20 protein-coding genes are annotated in these 20,097 nt (G+C 62.6%); 16 read left to right on the forward strand and 4 right to left on the reverse strand.

Annotated features, from left to right (window positions below; all coding sequences use genetic code 11):
* The first annotated feature begins 48 nt into the window (after positions 1-48).
* Complete coding sequence (gene argF / locus KCG88_RS10300; protein ID WP_011063117.1) at positions 49-969, forward strand: ornithine carbamoyltransferase; 921 nt, start codon at positions 49-51, stop codon at positions 967-969.
* Positions 966-2,075 carry an ABC transporter ATP-binding protein gene (locus tag KCG88_RS10305; RefSeq protein ID WP_047288892.1) on the forward strand — a complete coding sequence of 370 codons (1,110 nt, stop codon included), beginning with the start codon at positions 966-968 and terminating at the stop codon, positions 2,073-2,075. Before argF ends, KCG88_RS10305 begins: the two co-directional genes overlap by 4 nt.
* 76 nt (positions 2,076-2,151) lie before the next feature.
* Here the strand turns inward: KCG88_RS10305 and KCG88_RS10310 are convergent, their stop codons facing one another.
* Together KCG88_RS10310 and ybaK are read right to left on the reverse strand one after the other, a co-directional pair.
* A complete protein-coding gene (locus KCG88_RS10310; protein WP_210712441.1) occupies positions 2,152-2,934 on the reverse strand; it encodes a PhzF family phenazine biosynthesis protein in 783 nt (260 codons plus the stop codon).
* A 117-nt stretch (positions 2,935-3,051) separates the two neighbouring features.
* Positions 3,052-3,522, reverse strand: a complete 471-nt coding sequence (ybaK, locus tag KCG88_RS10315) for a Cys-tRNA(Pro) deacylase (protein WP_011063120.1) — start codon at positions 3,520-3,522, stop codon at positions 3,052-3,054.
* Positions 3,523-3,893: 371 nt separating this feature from the next.
* Here ybaK and KCG88_RS10320 point away from each other — a divergent pair, with 371 nt between their 5' ends.
* The 14 genes from KCG88_RS10320 (at position 3,894) to KCG88_RS10385 (ending at position 18,212) form a co-directional block, all read left to right on the forward strand.
* Positions 3,894-4,742 carry an MIP/aquaporin family protein gene (locus tag KCG88_RS10320; protein ID WP_210712327.1) on the forward strand — a complete coding sequence of 283 codons (849 nt, stop codon included), beginning with the start codon at positions 3,894-3,896 and terminating at the stop codon, positions 4,740-4,742.
* 76 nt (positions 4,743-4,818) lie between these two features.
* Positions 4,819-6,324, forward strand: a complete 1,506-nt coding sequence (gene glpK / locus KCG88_RS10325) for a glycerol kinase GlpK (protein WP_047288898.1) — start codon at positions 4,819-4,821, stop codon at positions 6,322-6,324.
* 95 nt (positions 6,325-6,419) lie between these two features.
* Positions 6,420-7,175, forward strand: a complete 756-nt coding sequence (locus KCG88_RS10330; RefSeq protein ID WP_011063123.1) for a DeoR/GlpR family transcriptional regulator — start codon at positions 6,420-6,422, stop codon at positions 7,173-7,175.
* Positions 7,176-7,448: 273 nt separating this feature from the next.
* Positions 7,449-8,987, forward strand: coding sequence for a glycerol-3-phosphate dehydrogenase (gene glpD, locus KCG88_RS10335; RefSeq protein ID WP_047288901.1), 1,539 nt, complete (start codon positions 7,449-7,451; stop codon positions 8,985-8,987).
* A 364-nt stretch (positions 8,988-9,351) separates the two neighbouring features.
* A complete protein-coding gene (locus KCG88_RS10340; RefSeq protein WP_011063125.1) occupies positions 9,352-10,266 on the forward strand; it encodes a glutamate/aspartate ABC transporter substrate-binding protein in 915 nt (304 codons plus the stop codon).
* A gap of 191 nt (positions 10,267-10,457) precedes the next feature.
* Positions 10,458-11,204 (forward strand): amino acid ABC transporter permease, encoded by a 747-nt coding sequence (locus KCG88_RS10345; RefSeq protein ID WP_011063126.1) that lies wholly within the window; start codon positions 10,458-10,460, stop codon positions 11,202-11,204.
* On the forward strand, positions 11,204-11,875 hold the full coding sequence (locus tag KCG88_RS10350) for an ABC transporter permease subunit (protein WP_011063127.1): 672 nt from the start codon (positions 11,204-11,206) through the stop codon (positions 11,873-11,875). Before KCG88_RS10345 ends, KCG88_RS10350 begins: the two co-directional genes overlap by 1 nt.
* Complete coding sequence (locus KCG88_RS10355; protein ID WP_016964662.1) at positions 11,872-12,606, forward strand: amino acid ABC transporter ATP-binding protein; 735 nt, start codon at positions 11,872-11,874, stop codon at positions 12,604-12,606. The genes KCG88_RS10350 and KCG88_RS10355 overlap by 4 nt, the downstream gene beginning before the upstream one ends.
* A 133-nt stretch (positions 12,607-12,739) precedes the next feature.
* Positions 12,740-14,641 carry a sensor histidine kinase gene (locus tag KCG88_RS10360; protein ID WP_047337680.1) on the forward strand — a complete coding sequence of 634 codons (1,902 nt, stop codon included), beginning with the start codon at positions 12,740-12,742 and terminating at the stop codon, positions 14,639-14,641.
* The gene (locus tag KCG88_RS10365) at positions 14,638-15,963 is read left to right on the forward strand and encodes a sigma-54 dependent transcriptional regulator (protein WP_047288906.1); all 1,326 of its coding nucleotides are present in this window, start codon (positions 14,638-14,640) and stop codon (positions 15,961-15,963) included. Before KCG88_RS10360 ends, KCG88_RS10365 begins: the two co-directional genes overlap by 4 nt.
* 27 nt (positions 15,964-15,990) lie before the next feature.
* Positions 15,991-16,320, forward strand: a complete 330-nt coding sequence (locus KCG88_RS10370) for a GlpM family protein (protein ID WP_169892259.1) — start codon at positions 15,991-15,993, stop codon at positions 16,318-16,320.
* 167 nt (positions 16,321-16,487) lie between these two features.
* Positions 16,488-17,408, forward strand: a complete 921-nt coding sequence (locus tag KCG88_RS10375) for an arginase family protein (protein WP_047288908.1) — start codon at positions 16,488-16,490, stop codon at positions 17,406-17,408.
* Positions 17,405-17,779, forward strand: coding sequence for a transporter (locus tag KCG88_RS10380; protein ID WP_047288910.1), 375 nt, complete (start codon positions 17,405-17,407; stop codon positions 17,777-17,779). The genes KCG88_RS10375 and KCG88_RS10380 overlap by 4 nt, the downstream gene beginning before the upstream one ends.
* Before the next feature lie 31 nt (positions 17,780-17,810).
* Positions 17,811-18,212 carry an EamA family transporter gene (locus KCG88_RS10385; RefSeq protein ID WP_047288912.1) on the forward strand — a complete coding sequence of 134 codons (402 nt, stop codon included), beginning with the start codon at positions 17,811-17,813 and terminating at the stop codon, positions 18,210-18,212.
* Between the two features lie 106 nt (positions 18,213-18,318).
* Here the strand turns inward: KCG88_RS10385 and KCG88_RS10390 are convergent, their stop codons facing one another.
* Both KCG88_RS10390 and KCG88_RS10395 read right to left on the reverse strand, forming a co-directional pair.
* A complete protein-coding gene (locus KCG88_RS10390) occupies positions 18,319-19,185 on the reverse strand; it encodes a fatty acid desaturase (RefSeq protein WP_210712328.1) in 867 nt (288 codons plus the stop codon).
* 103 nt (positions 19,186-19,288) lie between these two features.
* Positions 19,289-20,059 (reverse strand): MipA/OmpV family protein, encoded by a 771-nt coding sequence (locus tag KCG88_RS10395; protein WP_047288915.1) that lies wholly within the window; start codon positions 20,057-20,059, stop codon positions 19,289-19,291.
* Positions 20,060-20,097 lie beyond the last annotated feature (38 nt).

A 20,097-nucleotide genomic window follows, 5' to 3' on the forward strand; every position in this document is an offset into this window, starting at 1 on the left:
AAACAAGGCTTTGAGAATCTGCGGTCCGTTGCAAAAAGGTAGTTAATGATGAGCGCAAGGCACTTTCTCTCCCTGATGGATTGCACGCCCGAAGAGCTGGTCAGTGTGATTCGTCGAGGCATCGAGCTGAAGGACCTGCGTAACCGCGGCGTACTCTTCGAGCCCTTGAAAAATCGTGTGCTTGGCATGATTTTCGAGAAGTCGTCGACCCGAACCCGACTGTCTTTCGAAGCCGGCATGATCCAGCTGGGCGGCCAGGCCATCTTCCTTTCGCCACGGGACACCCAACTGGGGCGCGGCGAACCCATCGGCGACTGCGCCATCGTCATGTCGCGCATGCTCGATGCGGTGATGATCCGCACCTTTGCCCACAGCACCCTGACCGAGTTTGCGGCCAACTCCCGCGTACCGGTGATCAACGGCCTGTCCGATGACCTGCACCCCTGCCAACTGCTGGCGGACATGCAGACCTTCCTCGAACATCGCGGCTCGATCCAGGGCAAGACCGTGGCCTGGATCGGCGACGGCAACAACATGTGCAACAGCTATATAGAAGCGGCCATCCAGTTCGACTTCCAACTGCGCATCGCTTGCCCCGAAGGGTACGAGCCCAACGCGGATTTCGTAGCCCAGGCCGGCGAGCGCGTGACCATCGTCCGCGACCCTCGCGAAGCCGTGCGTGGCGCCCACCTGGTGAGCACCGATGTCTGGACCTCCATGGGCCAGGAAGAGGAGACCGCCAAGCGCCTGCAACTGTTCGCTCCCTTCCAGGTCAACCGTGCACTGCTGGACCTGGCCGCCGAGGACGTTCTGTTCATGCATTGCCTGCCCGCCCACCGCGGTGAAGAAATCAGCCTCGACCTGCTGGACGACCCGCGTTCGGTAGCCTGGGACCAGGCGGAAAACCGCCTCCACGCACAAAAGGCCCTGCTCGAATTCCTCGTCGAGCCGGCGTACCACCACGCATGAGCCAGCCCTTGCTACTGAACCTGCGCAACCTCGCCTGCGGCTACCAGGACCAACGTGTGGTGCAGAACCTCAACCTGCACCTCAATGCCGGGGATATCGGTTGCCTGCTGGGTTCGTCCGGCTGCGGCAAGACCACCACCCTGCGCGCCATCGCCGGCTTCGAGCCGGTGCATGAAGGGGAAATCCAGCTGGCCGGCGAGACCATCTCCAGCGCCGGCTTCACCCTGGCGCCGGAGAAGCGCCGGATCGGCATGGTGTTCCAGGACTATGCGCTGTTCCCGCACCTGAGCGTGGCCGACAACATTGCCTTCGGCATCCGCAAGCACCCGCAGAAAGAGCGGGTGGTGGCCGAACTGCTGGAGCTGGTGAACCTGAAGAACCTCGGCCAGCGCTTCCCTCACGAACTGTCCGGCGGCCAGCAACAACGGGTGGCCCTGGCTCGAGCCCTGGCTCCCGAACCGCAACTGCTGCTGCTCGACGAGCCCTTCTCCAACCTCGACGGCGAACTGCGACGCAAGCTCAGCCACGAGGTGCGTGACATCCTCAAGGCCCGTGGCACCAGTGCGATCCTGGTCACTCACGACCAGGAAGAAGCCTTCGCCGTGAGCGATCAGGTAGGGGTATTCAAGGAGGGTCGCCTGGAGCAGTGGGACACACCGTACAACCTCTACCACGAACCCCAGACGCCCTTCGTCGCCAGCTTCATCGGTCAGGGCTATTTCATTCGCGGCCAGTTGAGCAGCCCGGAATCGGTACAGACCGAACTCGGGTTGCTGCAGGGCAACCGTGCCTACACCTGGCCAACCGGCGGCGCGGTGGATGTGCTGTTGCGTCCCGACGATATCGTCCACGCCCCGGACAGCGCCTTGAAAGCCCGCGTCGTGGGCAAGACCTTCCTCGGCGCCTCGACCCTGTATCGCCTGCAACTGCCCACCGGCAGCCAGCTGGAGTCGATCTTCCCGAGCCACGCCGATCACCAGGTCGGCGCCGATGTGGGTATCCGGGTCGCGGCGGAACATCTTGTGCTGTTCCAGGCCCCGGGCAGCACCGCGGCGCAGATCCCGCAAAGCGACTCAGGGGTGCGCCGCTACAGCAGCGCCCATTGAGCCGTCTTCGCTGGCAAGCCCGCTCCTACGACAGCCCACTGTAGGAGCCGGCTTGCCGGCGAAATACCCACCGCACTCATTGCAGATGCAACTGCCCACTGGCAATCAGCCGGGCATGCCCACCGATCTTCACCCGCTCACCTTCCAAACGACAAAACAACGCGCCACCTCGGGCAGAGCATTGGTAGGCGCTCAACTGCGGCTTATCCAACCGCTGCGCCCAGTAAGGCGCCAGACAGCAATGGGTGGACCCGGTCACCGGGTCCTCATCGATACCGATGGCGGGGGCAAAATAGCGCGAGACAAAGTCGTGCTGCTCCCCGCGCGCCGTCACGATCACTCCGGGCCAGGGCAGTTTCGCCAGCGCCGTCATATCCGGCCGGCACTCACGCACCGCCTGTTCCGACGCCAGCACGGCCAATAGCTCGTTGGCCCCCAGCAATTCGACGACCTCAACCCCCAGCGCTTGCGCCACCGCCTCCCGCCCTGCCTGGCGGCTCGGGCTGCGCAGCGGGAAATCCAGCCACAACAGGCCCTCTTCACGGGTGACACTCAGGGGCCCGGACTGGCTAAGAAAGTCGATACGCTGCGCGGTCTGGCCATAAACCTCGAACAACACGTAGGCACTGGCCAAGGTTGCATGCCCGCACAACGGCACTTCCGTCACCGGGGTGAACCAGCGAATCCGCCAGCCCTGGGCCTCACGCACCACAAAAGCGGTCTCTGCCAGATTGTGCTCGGCAGCAATCTGCTGCATCAGCCTGTCATCGAGCCAGGACTCAAGCCGGTAAACCATGGCCGGATTACCCGCGAACGGGCGCTCGCTGAACGCATCGACCTGATGAAACTCAAGCTGCATATCCCTTCTCCGTGAATAACCGGCCACCAGCATGGGCCCTGGCCCCCAACGGGCGACAGACACAGAAGTCGGGATTTTCCTGCATACAGCAGCGGCCTTAGCGGCAGCCGCTGCGACTCAAGGACGACCGATATCGGCGAACCTGGCCTGGGTATGCTCGGCCAGCACCGCCGGCGCCAGCTCGACTTCCAGGCCACGGCGCCCGGCGCTGACAAAGATGCTGGCGAACGGCTGCGCACTGTTATCGATAAAGGTCCGCAGGCGCTTCTTCTGCCCCAGCGGGCTGATGCCTCCCAGCAGGTACCCCGTGGCGCGCTGGGCGGCAGCCGGGTCGGCCATTTCAGCCTTCTTCACACCCGCTGCGTGGGCCAGGGCCTTCAGGTCAAGACTTCCGACGACCGGCACCACCGCCACCAGCAACTCACCCTTTTCACTGCTGGCAAGCAAGGTCTTGAACACCTGCGCAGGATCAAGATCAAGTTTCTCCGCGGCCTCCAGGCCATAGGAGGCGGCCTTGGGATCATGTTCGTAACTGTGGATGCGATGTTCGGCGCGAACTTTTTTCAGCAGGTCCAGTGCAGGGGTCATGGCAGCTCCAGGCGAGGAATGAAAAGGCAAAACCAAGCGCGCGAATTTTAGGTCATTCACCAGCAAAAGGCTCTATTCCGAGCCTTGTTAACCGGCCCGTGTGCCGACGAAGGCAACCATGCTTGTCGTTCCCGCGACTAGGTCCCGGAATCATTCATTTGATTGATATCTATAAAATGACCATCCGTTCACTTTCGACCTTTGACAGCGGTGTTTCTTGTCTATATTTTTTCGTTTCTGAATATCATGCGGTAGATCCAAGGTTGTACCCAGTAGCAAGGCGAGGTCGGAATGGGGATTCCGCCTTCGTTTAAAGTCGCGCTCCATGCCTTTTGCAGCAGCGCCAGACAACAACAAAAATCGAGGTTCACATGACAACTGCTCTGCAACAACCGTCGCTATCGGGCCAATGCATCGCCGAGTTTCTGGGTACTGCGCTGTTGATCTTCTTCGGCACCGGTTGTGTCGCCGCGCTCAAGGTCGCGGGGGCCAGCTTCGGCCTATGGGAAATCAGCATCATCTGGGGGATCGGCGTCAGCATGGCGATCTACCTGACCGCCGGAGTTTCCGGCGCGCACCTGAACCCGGCCGTGAGCATCGCCCTGTGCCTGTTCGCCGATTTTGAAAAGCGCAAACTGCCGTTCTACATCCTCGCCCAGATCGCTGGCGCCTTCTGCGCGGCGCTGTTGGTTTACACGCTATACAGCAACCTGTTCTTCGATTTCGAACAAACCCACCAGATGGTCCGTGGCTCCCAGGCCAGCCTGGAACTGGCCTCGGTGTTCTCCACCTTCCCCAACCCGGCGCTGTCCACTGCCCAGGCGTTCCTTGTGGAGTTGGTGATCACCGCCATCCTGATGGGCGTGATCATGTCCCTGACCGATGACAACAATGGCCTGCCGCGCGGCCCGATGGCTCCGCTGCTGATCGGCCTGCTGATTGCCGTGATCGGCAGTGCCATGGGCCCGCTGACCGGGTTTGCGATGAACCCGGCGCGGGACTTCGGGCCTAAACTGATGACGTTCGTGACCGGCTGGGGGGAGATTTCCTTTACCGGCGGCCGTGATATTCCGTATTTCCTGGTGCCGATCTTCGCTCCGATCCTCGGCGCCTGCCTGGGTGCTGCGGCCTATCGCGGCTTGATTGCCCGCCATTTGCCCAGCGCTGCTGTCGCCCCGGAGGCCGAACAGGTCACCGAAGGCAAAGTCAAAGTTTCCTGAATCCAGTGGCGCGCGATCCTGCCCAAATCGATCACGCGCCTGTTTCCACTCCCTTATTTCGTCCAAGGCAATCGACATGACCGACATTCAGAATAAGAACTACATCATTGCCCTCGATCAGGGTACGACCAGTTCCCGGGCGATCATTTTCGATCGCGACGCCAACGTGGTCTGCACCGCCCAGCGCGAATTCGCCCAGCATTACCCTCAGGCCGGCTGGGTCGAACATGACCCGATGGAAATCTTCGCCACCCAGAGCGCGGTGATGGTCGAGGCCCTGGCACAAGCCGGCCTGCATCACGACCAGGTGGCCGCCATCGGTATCACCAACCAGCGTGAAACCACTGTGGTCTGGGACAAGAACACCGGCCGGCCGATCTACAACGCCATCGTCTGGCAGTGCCGCCGCAGCACCGAGATCTGCCAGCAGCTCAAGCGCGACGGCCTTGAAGACTACATTCGCGAAACCACCGGCCTGGTGACCGACCCCTACTTCTCCGGCACCAAGCTCAAGTGGATCCTCGACAACGTCGAAGGCAGCCGCGAGCGTGCACGCAACGGCGAGCTGCTGTTCGGCACCATCGACAGCTGGCTGATCTGGAAATTCACCGGCGGCAAGACCCACGTCACCGACTACACCAACGCCTCGCGCACCATGCTCTTCAACATCCACACCCTGGAGTGGGACGCGAAGATGCTGGAGGTGCTGGACATCCCGCGGGAAATGCTCCCCGAAGTGAAGTCCTCGTCGCAAATCTACGGCCGCACCAAGAGCGGCATCGCCATCGGCGGTATCGCCGGCGACCAGCAGGCCGCGCTGTTCGGCCAGATGTGCGTCGAGCCGGGCCAGGCCAAGAACACCTATGGCACCGGCTGCTTCCTGCTGATGAACACCGGCGACAAGGCGGTCAAATCCCAGCACGGCATGCTCACCACTATCGCCTGCGGCCCCCGTGGCGAAGTGGCCTACGCCCTGGAAGGTGCAGTGTTCAATGGTGGTTCCACCGTGCAGTGGCTGCGTGATGAGCTGAAGATCATCAACGATGCCCACGACACCGAATACTTCGCCGGCAAGGTCAAGGACAGCAACGGCGTGTATCTGGTGCCGGCCTTCACCGGCCTGGGTGCTCCCTACTGGGACCCCTATGCCCGTGGCGCGCTGTTCGGCCTGACCCGCGGCGTGCGCGTGGACCACATCATCCGTGCCGCCCTGGAGTCCATCGCCTACCAGACCCGCGACGTGCTCGACGCCATGCAGCAGGACTCCGGCGAACGCCTAAAAGCCCTGCGGGTGGACGGCGGCGCCGTGGCCAACAACTTCCTCATGCAGTTCCAGGCCGACATCCTCGGCACCCAGGTGGAACGCCCGCAAATGCGCGAAACCACCGCCCTGGGCGCCGCCTACCTGGCAGGCCTGGCCTGCGGTTTCTGGGGCAGCCTGGAAGAGCTGCGGGGCAAGGCGGTGATCGAGCGCGAGTTCGAACCACAACTGGCGGAAGCGGAAAAAGAAGGCCTGTACGCAGGCTGGAAGAAGGCGGTCAGCCGCACCCGCGACTGGGAACCCCACGACGAGGCCAAATAAGCCAAGCCGTGGATAGGTAACCGCTTGTAACTGGTCGGGAGGGGATTCCTGCGGCATCATGGGCAAATTTTGCACGGCAGCCCAAAGGAAGCCCCATGAATCTGCCTCCCCGTCAGCAGCAAATCCTCGATCTGGTCCGCGAACGCGGCTACGTCAGCATCGAGGAATTGGCCCAGCTGTTCGTCGTAACCCCGCAAACCATCCGCCGCGATATCAACCAGCTGGCGGAAGCCAATCTGCTGCGCCGCTACCACGGTGGCGCAGCCTATGACTCCAGCGTAGAAAACACCGCTTACGCCATGCGCGCCGACCAGATGCGCGACGAAAAGCAGCGTATCGGCGAAGCCGTTGCCGCGCAGATCCCCGATCACGCCTCGCTTTTCATCAATATCGGTACCACCACCGAATCCATTGCCCGGGCCCTGCTCAATCACAGCCACCTGAAGATCATCACCAACAACCTGCACGTGGCCTCCATGCTCAGTGCCAAGGATGATTTCGACGTGCTGCTCACCGGCGGCAATGTGCGCCGTGACGGCGGCGTGGTAGGCCAGGCCAGCGTCGACTTCATCAACCAGTTCAAGGTCGACTTCGCCCTGGTGGGCATCAGTGGCATCGACGAGGACGGCAGCCTGCTGGACTTCGACTACCAGGAAGTGCGGGTATCCCAAGCGATCATCGCCAATGCCCGGCAGGTGATCCTGGCTGCCGACTCCAGCAAGTTCGGGCGCAACGCCATGATCCGCCTGGGGCCCATCAGCCTGATCGATTGCCTGGTCACCGACCAGCAACCCGTACCGGCCCTGACTCAATTGCTCAACCAGCACAAGATCCGCCTCGAAGTGGTCTGACTGCCCCCTCCTGCGGATCCGGCCGCGCTCGAACGACAAGCCTCGACGCTTCATCGTTTTCGAAATCGCCGCGGCCGATCCCGCCATCCAGCCCAAGGCAACAGCAGCGGCTACAGTTACCCGTCGACAATGTTCGAAAACTTTCCTTTAGCGCGGCTTCGATCAGTTTTTTCAATCGAAGCACGCTGGATGCGTGCCTATTTATGCGCTATTATTTTCGAAAATGAACATTAATGTTCGAATTCAAATATCAAAGTAACACGAGGCCTGTCGATGCCCACTTCTACCTTGCCCGCGCGCCCTCTTTCCGAGGTTTACGATATCGCCGTCATTGGCGGTGGGATCAATGGTGTTGGAATTGCCGCCGATGCGGCAGGTCGAGGCCTGTCCGTGTTCCTTTGCGAAAAGGACGACCTGGCCAGCCATACCTCCTCGGCCAGCAGCAAGCTGATCCACGGCGGCCTGCGCTACCTCGAACATTACGAGTTCCGCCTGGTGCGCGAAGCCCTGGCCGAACGCGAAGTGCTGCTGGCCAAGGCCCCGCATATCGTCAAGCCCATGCGTTTCGTCCTGCCGCACCGGCCACACCTGCGCCCGGCCTGGATGATCCGCGCCGGCCTGTTCCTGTATGACCACCTGGGCAAGCGGGAAAAACTCGCCGGCTCGCGCAGCCTGAAGTTCGGTGCCGACAGCGCCCTGAAAGCCGAAATCACCCAGGGCTTCGAATACTCCGATTGCTGGGTCGACGATGCGCGGCTGGTGGTGCTCAATGCCATGGCCGCCCGCGAACACGGCGCCCATGTGCATACCCAGACCCGCTGCATCAGCGCCCGCCGCAGCAAGGGCCTGTGGCAACTGGAGCTGGAGCGCGCCGATGGCAGCCTGTTCTCCATCAGCGCCAAGGCCCTGGTGAACGCCGCGGGCCCCTGGGTCGCCAAGTTCATCAAGGACGACCTCAAGCTGGAGTCGCCGTACGGTATCCGCCTGATCCAGGGCAGCCACCTGATCGTGCCCAAGCTGTACGAAGGCGAGCACGCGCATATCCTGCAGAACGAGGACCAGCGCATCGTCTTCACCATTCCCTACCTCGACCAGTTCACCCTGATCGGTACCACCGACCGCGAATACATCGGTGACCCGGCCAAGGTAGCAATCACTGAAGGTGAAACCGATTACCTGCTGCAAGTGGTCAATGCGCACTTCAAGAAGCAGCTGAGCCGCAGCGATATCCTGCACAGCTATTCCGGCGTTCGCCCGCTGTGCAACGACGAGTCCGACAACCCTTCGGCCGTGACCCGCGACTACACCCTGGCCCTTTCCGGCCATGGCGAGGAAGCCCCCCTGCTGTCGGTGTTCGGCGGCAAGCTGACCACCTACCGCAAACTGGCGGAATCGGCGATGGCGCAGCTGGCGCCGTACTTCAAGCAGGCCAAGCCGAGCTGGACAGCCCAGGCCACCCTGCCCGGTGGCGAGAACATGAGTACGCCACAGGCTCTGGCAGAAGCCATCCGCAAGAAATTCGACTGGGTACCCAGCCAGATCGCCCAGCGCTGGGCCACCAGCTACGGCAGCCGTACCTGGCGCCTGCTGGAAGGCGTGCACAGCCTCAGCGACCTGGGCGAACACCTGGGCGGCGGCCTCTATACCCGCGAAGTGGATTACCTGTGCAGCGAGGAATGGGCAGTAAAAGCCCAGGACATTCTCTGGCGCCGGAGCAAGCTCGGGCTGTTCACCACCGAGGCGCAGCAACAGCAACTGCAGGATTATCTGCAGAAAGTCGAGCACAATCGCAGCAAGATCAAGGCTGCCTGAGCCCCATAAGCAAGCAAAGCCCCTGCACCGGAAGGTCCAGGGGCTTTTTTGTGGGCCCGCAGCATTGAACGTTTCGCCGGCAAGCCGGCTCCTACAATGGCAGGGGCGCGTTCGGTTTTCCGAATGGCGAAGCCGCAGGGGTTCGGATAACCGGATAAAGCCGCTGAAATCCCCAGGTCATAAATATTCTATAGGCTTGAAAATCAAGGGTTTGACGATGATCAATGGGTCTGGCACGACTCATGCTCTACACTGTGCGACGAATGCCTGTCGTGCCAACACAACAGGAGCCGTCAAGGCATTCGCTGTATAAAAGAGCCGTCGAACTGGCTTCATAAAAAAAACAAATGTCGAGGAAATATTGATGCGCATCGTTCCCCATCTGTTGGGCGCAGCTATCGCTGCCGCTCTGATTAGCACTCCAGTTTTCGCTGCCGAGCTCACCGGCACACTGAAGAAAATCAAAGAGTCCGGCACCATCACCCTCGGACATCGCGACGCTTCCATTCCATTTTCCTACATCGCTGACGCTTCCGGCGTGCCAGTGGGCTACTCCCACGACATCCAGCTGAAAATCGTCGAAGCGATCAAGAAAGACCTCGACATGCCTGACCTGAAGGTCAAGTACAACCTGGTCACCTCCCAGACCCGTATCCCGCTGGTGCAGAACGGCACCGTGGACGTCGAGTGCGGCTCCACCACCAACAACGTCGAGCGTCAGCAACAAGTCGACTTCTCCGTTGGCATCTTCGAGATCGGCACCCGTCTGCTGTCCAAGAAGGACTCTTCCTACAAGGACTTCGCGGACCTGAAGGGCAAGAACGTGGTAACCACCGCCGGTACCACTTCCGAGCGCATCCTCAAGGCCATGAACGCCGACAAGCAGATGGGCATGAACGTGATCTCCGCCAAGGACCACGGTGAGTCGTTCCAGATGCTGGAATCGGGCCGCGCCGTCGCGTTCATGATGGACGACGCGCTGCTGGCCGGTGAAATGGCCAAGGCCAAGAAACCGACCGACTGGGCCGTGACCGGTACCCCCCAGTCCTACGAAATCTACGGCTGCATGGTGCGCAAGGGCGATGCCCCGTTCAAGAAAGCCGTGGATGACGCCATCGTCGCCACCTACAAATCGGGCGAAATCAACAAGATCTACGACAAGTGGTTCCAGTCGCCGATCCCGCCAAAAGGCCTGAACCTGATGTTCCCGATGAGCGACGAGCTCAAGGCCCTGATCGCCAACCCGACCGACAAAGCGGCTGACGACAAAAAGTCCTGATTCCTGACTAACCTTATCTCCTGAAGGGGCCCTGCCCTTTCAGGAGTCTGTCACTACCTGCTGGCATTTTTTGGAAACACTCGAACCGGTGGTTGTCGAGCCGATCGCGTGTGCCTGATCGTCATGATCAGGCGGGAACGGACGTCCCCAGGCGGGTGCTTGTACATCGAACGATCTGAGGGGTAACCCTAATGAATTACAACTGGGACTGGGGCGTGTTCTTCAAGTCCACCGGCGTGGGCAGCGAGACCTATCTCGACTGGTTCATCTCCGGCCTGGGCTGGACCATCGCCATCGCCGTGGTGGCCTGGATCATCGCGCTGCTGCTGGGCTCGATCCTGGGCGTCATGCGCACCGTGCCGAACCGCCTGGTGTCGGGCATCGCCACCGTGTACGTGGAGATCTTCCGCAACGTGCCGCTGCTGGTGCAGCTGTTCATCTGGTACTTCCTGGTGCCGGACCTGCTGCCGGAGAACCTCCAGGAGTGGTACAAGCAGGACCTGAACCCCACCACCTCGGCCTACCTGAGCGTTGTCGTGTGCCTGGGCCTGTTCACCGCCGCACGGGTTTGCGAACAGGTACGTACCGGTATCCAGGCCCTGCCCCGCGGCCAGGAATCCGCCGCGCGCGCCATGGGCTTCTCGCTGCCGCAGATCTACTGGAACGTGCTGCTGCCCCAGGCCTACCGGATCATCATTCCGCCGCTCACCTCGGAATTCCTCAACGTATTCAAGAACTCCTCCGTGGCGTCGCTGATCGGCTTGATGGAATTGCTGGCCCAGACCAAGCAGACCGCCGAATTCTCGGCCAACCTGTTCGAAGCCTTCACCCTGGCTACCCTGATCTACTTCACCCTGAACATGAGCCTGATGCTGCTGATGCGCCTGGTGGAGAAGAAAGTTTCGGTCCCCGGCCTGATCTCCGTGGGAGGTAAATAATGGAATTCGACTTCTCGGGCATCATCCCGGCCATTCCGGGCCTGTGGAACGGCATGCTGATGACCCTCAAGCTGATGGTCATGGGTGTGGTCGGCGGGATCATCCTCGGCACCTTGCTGGCCTTGATGCGCTTGTCCCACAACAAGCTGCTGTCGAACCTGGCCGGCGCCTACGTCAACTACTTCCGCTCGATCCCACTGCTGCTGGTGATCACCTGGTTCTACCTGGCGGTGCCTTTCGTGCTGCGCTGGATCACCGGCGAAGACACCCCGATCGGCGCATTCACCTCGTGCATCGTGGCCTTCATGATGTTCGAAGCGGCGTACTTCTGCGAAATCGTCCGTGCCGGCGTGCAGTCGATCCCCAAGGGCCAGATGGGCGCCGCCCAGGCACTGGGCATGAGCTATGGCCAGACCATGCGTCTGATCATCCTGCCCCAGGCGTTTCGCAAGATGACCCCGCTGCTGCTGCAGCAGAGCATCATCCTGTTCCAGGACACCTCCCTGGTGTACACCGTGGGCCTGGTGGATTTCCTCAACGCCTCGCGGTCCAGCGGCGACATCATCGGCCGCTCCAATGAATTCCTGATCATCGCTGGTCTGGTCTATTTCACAATCAGCTTTGCCGCCTCGCTGCTGGTCAAGCGTCTGCAAAAAAGGTTCGCCGTATGATCTCTATCAAGAACATCAACAAGTGGTATGGGGACTTCCAGGTGCTGACCGATTGCAGCACCGAGGTCAAGAAAGGTGAAGTGGTGGTGGTCTGCGGGCCATCGGGCTCGGGCAAGTCGACCCTGATCAAGTGCGTCAACGCCCTGGAACCCTTCCAGAAGGGCGACATCGTGGTCGACGGCACCTCGATTGCCGACCCCAAGACCAACCTGCCGAAACTGCGCTCTCGCGTCGGCATGGTGTTCCAGCATTTCGAACTGTTCCCGCACCTGACCATCACCGAAAACCTGACCATCGCGCAGATCAAGGTGCTGGGCCGCAGCAAGGAAGAGGCCACCAAGAAAGGCCTGCAACTGCTGGACCGGGTTGGCCTCGCCGCTCACGCCCACAAGCACCCGGGGCAACTCTCCGGTGGCCAGCAACAGCGCGTGGCCATCGCCCGCGCCCTGGCCATGGACCCGATCGTCATGCTGTTCGACGAACCGACCTCGGCCCTGGACCCGGAAATGGTCAATGAAGTGCTGGACGTCATGGTGCAACTGGCCCAGGAAGGCATGACCATGATGTGCGTGACCCACGAAATGGGCTTTGCCCGCAAAGTGGCGAACCGAGTGATCTTCATGGACAAGGGCCAGATCATCGAGGACTGCCAGAAAGAAGAGTTCTTCGGCGATATCAGCGCCCGTTCCGAACGTGCGCAGCACTTCCTCGAGAAGATCCTGCAGCACTAAAACCCGCGTTCCTGTAGGCGCCGGCTTGCCTGCGACGGGAGGGTAACTGACTCCCCTATCGTCAGCGCCGCCCTGATCGCCGGCAAGCCGGCTCCTACAGACACTGCGCAGTGGTTGACCCAAGGCATCTGTGATGAAATGCGACCCCACTCTCTATCGCGCCGCGCCGCCATCACTCGCCGTGAAACCCCGCCTGATCCGACATCTGTTCCTGCCGCCCCTGGTCATCCTGCTGATGATCGGCCTGGGCTACGTCGGGTTCTGGATCAGCGAGCACAACGGCATCCGCACACTCAGCGAAAATGGCCAGCGCCAGCTGGAGCTGCATGCCCGCGCCGTAGAAAGTGAAATCAGCAAGTACACCTATCTGCCGAGCCTGCTGGAACTGGAATCCAGTGTGTCCCAGCTGCTGGGCGATCCTTCGCCGGAACACCGGCAAACCGTCAATCAATACCTCGAAGGCCTGAACCGCCGCAGCCGCAGCCGGGCCATCTATGTCATGGACACCACGGGCCGGGTGGTGGCCACCAGCAACTGGCGTGACGTCGACAGCTACCTGGGCGAAGACCTGTCGTTCCGGGCCTATTACCAGAACGCCGTGCGCGGCCAGCCCGGGCGCTTCTACGGCATCGGCAGCACCAACGGCGAACCTGGCTATTACCTGGCCCATGGCCTGGAAGAACAAGGCAAGATCATCGGCGTGGCGGTGGTCAAGGTACGCCTGGAGGCCCTGGAGGAACGCTGGCAGCGCGCCCGCCTGGAAGCCTTCGTCAGCGACGAGAACGGCATCATCATCCTGTCCAGCGACCCGGCGCGCCGCCTCAAGTCGGTCCGCCCCCTCAGCGACGACACCAAGGAACGCCTGGCCCGCAGCCTGCAATATTACTGGTTCCCCCTCAACGAACTGGAACCCCTGGCCCGCGAACGCCTGGCCGAAGGCGTGGAAAAGCTGACCTTTCCGGCCAACACCGAGCTGGTGTCCGACGAGAAAGCCATCAGCTACCTGTCCCAGACCCGGCCCCTGAGCGACACCCCCTGGAACTTCACCCTGCTCACCCCGTTGCAGGACCTGCGCCGCGAAGCCATCAACCAGGGCATCCTGGTGGCGGTGGCCTTTGCCCTGGTGGCCTTTCTACTGATCGCCTGGAACGAACGGCGCAAGGTCATCGCCACTCGCCTGGCCGCCCGTGAAGCCCTGCAGGAAGCCAACAGCCAGCTGGAACGGCGGATCACCGAACGCACCGCCGACCTGCGGGCCAGCAACGAACGGCTCAAGGGCCAGATCCGCGAACGCCGCCAGGCCGAGGAAACCCTGCGCCGGGCCCAGGACGAACTGGTCCAGGCCGGCAAGCTGGCGGCCATCGGCCAGATGTCCACCAGCATCGCCCACGAACTGAACCAGCCCCTGGCGGCCTTGCGTACCTTGTCCGGCAACACCGTGCGCTTCCTCGAACGCGGCGCCCTGGACACCGCCAGCGCCAACCTCAAGACCATCAATGAACTGATCGACCGCATGGGTCGCATCACCGCCAGCCTGCGCTCCTTCGCCCGCCGCGGCGACGACCAGGGCCAGGCCAGCCTGGACAAGGCCGTTGACGCAGCCCTGCAAGTGCTCAATGCGCGCCTCGAACCCCTGCCCCTGCAACTGCACCGCGACTTCACCGAGCAGACCCTGCAGATCGACCAGACCCGCCTGGAGCAGATCCTGGTCAACCTGATCGGCAATGCCCTGGATGCCATGCAGGCCCAACCGGCGCCGCAACTGTGGCTGGAGGGCGAGCTCAGCGAGGGCAAGTACCGCCTGCGGGTGCGCGACAACGGCCACGGCATCGACCTTGAAGCGCGCAAGCACCTGTTCGAACCCTTCTTCACCACCAAACCCGGCGAGCAGGGCCTGGGCCTCGGCCTGACCCTGTCCGCCAGCCTCGCCGCCGCCACCGGCGGCAGCCTGGGGGTGGAACACCCCGCAAGCGGCGGTACCGCCTTTGTCCTCAGCTTGCCCCTGGCAAGCCCCACTCAAGCCGAGCCGATATGAACAACGAGCTGACCGTGCTGATCGTCGAAGACGACCCCCATGTCCTGCTGGGTTGCCAACAGGCCCTGGCCCTGGAAGACATTCCCTGCATCGGTGTGGGCAGCGCCGAAGAGGCCCTGGCCCAGGTCGGAGAAAACTTTCCCGGCATCGTGGTCAGCGACATTCGCCTGCCGGGCATCGATGGCCTGGAACTGCTGAACCGCCTCAAGGCCCGGGACCGCAGCCTGCCGGTGGTGCTGATCACTGGCCACGGCGATATTTCCATGGCCGTGGGCGCCATGCAGAAAGGCGCCTACGACTTCATGGAAAAACCCTTCTCCCCCGAACGCCTGGTGGACGTGGCCCGCCGCGCCCTGGAACAACGGGGCCTGGCCCGGGAAGTGACCTCGCTGCGCCGCCAGCTGGCCGAACGCAGTTCCCTGGAAGGGCGGATCATCGGCCGCTCGCCGGCCATGCAGAACCTGCGGGAGCTGATCGCCAACGTTGCCGATACCTCGGCCAACGTGCTGATCGAAGGCGAGACCGGCACCGGCAAGGAACTGGTCGCCCGCTGCCTGCACGACTTCAGCCGGCGCCACCAGCAGCAGTTCGTCGCCCTGAACTGCGGCGGCCTGCCCGAGAACCTGTTCGAAAGCGAGATCTTCGGCCACGAGGCCAACGCCTTCACCGGCGCCGGCAAACGGCGGATCGGCAAGATCGAGCACGCCCACCAGGGCACGCTGTTCCTCGACGAAGTGGAAAGCATGCCGATCAACCTGCAGATCAAGCTCTTGCGCGTGTTGCAGGAGCGTACCCTGGAGCGCCTCGGTTCCAACCAGAGCGTGGCCGTGGATTGCCGGGTGATCGCCGCCACCAAGTCGGACCTGGACGAAATGAGCCGGGCCAAGGCCTTTCGCAGCGACCTGTACTACCGCCTCAACGTGGTGACCCTGGAACTGCCGCCCCTGCGCGAGCGCCGCGAAGACATCCTGCAGTTGTTCGAGCACTTCCTGCAGCAGTCGTCCTTGCGCTTTGACCGCGCGGTGCCGGAGCTGGACAACCAGACCCTCTCGACCCTCATGAGCCACGACTGGCCGGGCAACGTGCGCGAGTTGCGCAACGTCGCCGAACGCTTTGCCCTCGGCCTGCCGGCCTTCAAGAAGCCCGGCAGCAGCGCCACCCAGGGCCTGGGCTTTGCCGAGGCGGTGGAAGCCTTCGAGCGCAACCTGCTCAACGATGCCTTGCAGCGCAGCGGCGGCAACCTGACCCAGGCCAGCCAGGAGCTGGGCATGGCCAAGACCACCCTGTTCGACAAGGTCAAGAAGTACGGCCTGAGCCACTAACCCAAGGCGCGAGTAACCATGGATCTATTGTTGAAGGCCGCCCTGGGCGCGGCGGTGGTGGTGATTCTGGCGGCCCTGGCCAAGACCCGGAACTACTACATCGCCGGCCTGGTGCCGCTGTTCCCGACCTTTGCCCTGATCGCCCACTACATCGTCGGCAAGGGCCGCTCCCTCGATGACCTGAAGACCACCATCCTGTTCGGCATGTGGTCGATCATTCCCTACTTCGTCTACCTGGCGACCCTGTATGTGATGGTCGATCGCCTGCGCCTGGAAGCGTCCCTGGCGGTGGCCGCCGTGGCCTGGCTGATCGCCGCGACGATCCTGGTCAGCGTCTGGGTGCGCCTGCACGCCTGAGCTCCCGCCCTTCCTGTAGGAGCGAGCTTGCTCGCGAAGCCGGCGCCGCGGTCTGTCGCCGGCCACCCTGGCCCGACCCTTGCATTTACCCGGCAAAGCCCGTCCAGCCTGCGTTCGAGCGGTATCACGCAGTTTTCTGGAGGGCGCTGCCATGGGTAAAGAACACTTTGAATATCTTAGATCTCGACCACAGCCTGACCGCCCAGGAGCCGATCATGCGGCGCCTGAACAGCGGCCAGGCGCGGCGTCTCGACCTGCTGGACCTGGGCCCAAAGCTGCGCCTGTGGTCCACCGAGCGCACCTACCGCCACTTCACCGAACGCCTGCGCCAGCGGCCCCGCCACAGCGGCCCGCAGCCGGAAATCTTCTTTGTCGGCTCCGGTGACTATCACCACCTGACCCCGGCTTTTCTCGGCGACCTGCAAGAGCCGGTGAGCCTGATCCACTTCGACAACCACCCGGACTGGGTGCGCCTGGCTCCGCGCCGGCATTGCGGCTCCTGGGTCAACCGGGCGCTGAAACTGCCGCACATCCAGCGCATCGTCACCCTCGGCCCCTGCAGCGAAGACCTGCACAACCCGCAACTGCGCGGCGGCAATGTCGCCGCCCTCAGGCACGGCAAGCTGCAGTTGTTCCCCTGGCAGCACGCGCCGTCCAAGGTCTGGGGGCGGGTCGGCGACGGCGCCGGGCACCAGCAGCAGGAAAACCACCTGCACTGGCGCAACCTGGCGGAACTGGACTGGCAGGCCTTTCTCGAACAGATGATCGACAGCCTGCCCACCGAGGCGATCTGGATCACCATCGACAAGGATGTGCTGGCCAGCGAAGACGCCGCCACCAACTGGGACCAGGGCGGCATGCGCCTGACCCACCTGCTGCAGGCCCTGCGCACCCTGGCGGCGCGCAAGCGGATCCTGGGCATCGACGTCTGCGGCGAGTTCGCCCAGCCGGCCTTCAGCAACGCCTTCAAGCGCTGGGAAGCCAAGTCCGACCAGCCTCCGGCCGAGCGCTGGAGCCAGGACGACCTGCTGCGCAACTCGGTGACCAATGAAGCCCTGATTTCGCTGTTCGAGGAGCTGTTCCCGTGACCCTGACCGTTGTTCTGCTGGTGGCCTTTTCCATTGTCCTGGACGTGGTCGGCCAGCTCTGCTTCAAACTCGGCCTGGACCGCCTGCCGGAGCTGGAAGGCGGTTTTCGCCTGAACGCCTTCTGGGCCCAGGTGTTCAACGCACCCTTGCTGTGGTGCGGCATCGGCGCCTACGCCATCGAGTTCTTCGTCTGGCTCGAAGCCCTGTCCCGGGCGCCCCTGAGCCTGCTGTTCCCCGCGGCGGCCCTGGCCTATTGCGGCGTGGTGCTGGCGGGCAAGGTGGTGCTGGGCGAGACCGTCAGCCGCCGTCGCTGGCTCGGCACCCTGGTGATCACCGCCGGGGTGATGCTGGTGTGCGTGGCCAGTACCTGAGCCTTGTTCAACGAATAGAAGGAAGCGTTTGATGAGTTCCAATACCTCCCATGGCTGGCTGCACGAGCGCCTGGGCACCATCGTGCTCTGGGCCCTGCTGATCGGTTTCGAGAGCGCCGGGCAGATCGCCACCAAGGTTGGCGGCGACCAGTTGGGCCAGATGGATTTCAACCTGCAATGGCTGGCGGCGGTCGCGGTCAACCCCGGGGTGCTGATGGCGATCGCCTGCTATATCGGCGCGTTTTTCGTGTGGATGCTGATCCTGCGGCGCAGCAGCCTGTCCCTGGCCTTCCCCTTGAGCTCCCTGGTATTCGTGGTGGTGCTGCTGGGCTCGTGGCTGGGCCTGGGCGAGCAGATCAGCCTGCTGCACTGGATCGGGGTCTTCGTGATCATCGGCGGGATTGCCCTATTGGCGGAGGGTGAAGAGGCCTGAGGGCCTCTTTGCTACAGCGAAGGGATGTTGTGTAGGAGCCGGCGTGCCGGCGAAGGCGATCTTGCCGCCCCCTTCGCTGGCAAGCCAGCTCCTACAGCCACGGGGTTTACGCCTTGCGGTGGGACACCAGGAAGCCCAGGCCGTGGGACACCGGAATCACTTTCACCCCGGCAGCCCGTTGCTGCTCGCGGATCTCGCGGTGGAAGGCCTTGACCTTGGTCCAGTGCATCTTCGGCCGGTAGTGATGCTCGGCGTGGTAGCCGTTGTTCATCCAGATCAGGTTGTACAGCGGGCTGTAGGAGCTCACGCCCCAGGCGATCGGCAGGTCCGGGTTGCCGCCCAGGTGCTCGTAGTACCCATTGAGCGACGACAGTGACTGCCCCAGGTACCAGAACGGCAGCAGCACCAGCACCGCGTGCCAGTCATACAGCGCCAGGGCCAGGTAGAAGGCAACCGTGACGCCGATTTCCACCTTTACCCAACGGGCATCATCAGGCCGCTTGCGCTGCATTTCCTGGTAGATCTCCTTGGGGTCGTCGCGGAAAAAGCTCAGGAAGGTGTAGGCCCAGGGGTTATCCGGCTGCCCATTCTTACCATGCAGGTAGATGGAGAGCGGGTCGACGGTCTTGCCATTGGCGTCCGGCAGGTCGGAGTTGCCCCTGTGGTGGCGGTTGTGGATGTCGCGGTACAGGGTCTGGGAAAAACCTATGGTCACCGACAGCAGCAGGTCGAAGCCGCGGTTCATCCACCCGGGGGTGAAATAGGCGTTGTGGATCTGGTTATGGGAAATGCTGTTGATGCTCCACGACAGGCTGACCGCGTAGAGCAGCGCCGCCGGCAGGATCACCCACCAGGACAGGGCGTGAAAATCCAGCACCAACCACAGCACAAAGGCGAAATGCGCCAGGGCCATGGCAATCGGGATCAGGTCCCAAAGGGAATAGGCGAGTAGACGATAGGCAGGTCGAGCCATGAAGAACTTCCTGAGAAATTGAATTCATGACGACCGTTGCAAAGGCCAGACCAGTTTTTGCTGTAGCCGCCCCAGACCATGCTCAGGCCTGGGGCGGCGCCCCTCAGAACTTGTAGCTGATAGCGGTCTGCACCTGGCCCTGGTTGACCTCGCCCTTGTCCCGGACGATGGTGCTGTCCGCGGCGGAATTGACCAGACGGATCCAGCTGGCGCTGGCCACCAGCGACCAGTTGTCCCCCAGGGGGAACTGGAAGCTCTGGCTCAGGGTGAAGTTCTGCAGGCCAGCGCCGGCGTTGTAGCGATCGATACCGGAGGCCAGGGACTCTTTGGCGCTGACGCCATAGAAGGTATTGGCCTGACGGTCGTCGGCAAAGTGCAGGGTCAGTTCGTTGCTGCCAATGATGCCCATGCCCAGTGGATAGCCGATCTCACCGCCGAGCTTGCCCAACAGGCCGCCCTGGCCGCCGGCACCGCCGACCGCCTGGCCCAGGGTCGCGAACAGCCGCCAGAAGTCATCCGGGGCGTATTCAACGAATCCGCCGATATCGGCCATGTCGCGCACGTCCCGCAAGCCGCGCAACTTGCCGTCGGCGTTGCGCCCCTGCAGGTAATTGACATAGGGACCGATGCTCAAGCCGTTGCTCTTGAAGGCACTCCAGGTCAGGCCATCGTCGGAGCTGAGGCTGACATCGCCCCATTCCAGATCCATATAAGGCAGCGGCACCGTGTCGTAGCTGCTACCGGTCGGGTCGTGGGGCTGGTAGCCGAGGCCAAGTCCCAGTTCACCGGTGATGCCGGAGTCCGCGGCGGCGCCCATTGCCGCGCCCAGCGAGAGCAGGCCGGCCAGTATGGCGGGCAGAGAAAGCCTAGGCATAAGTGAGTTTCCTTGTCTGAACAGCCGCGCATCAATCA

Origin of the sequence: Pseudomonas sp. MWU349 (assembly GCF_017947325.1) — a bacterium.
In the GTDB taxonomy this organism is placed as follows: domain Bacteria; phylum Pseudomonadota; class Gammaproteobacteria; order Pseudomonadales; family Pseudomonadaceae; genus Aquipseudomonas; species Aquipseudomonas protegens.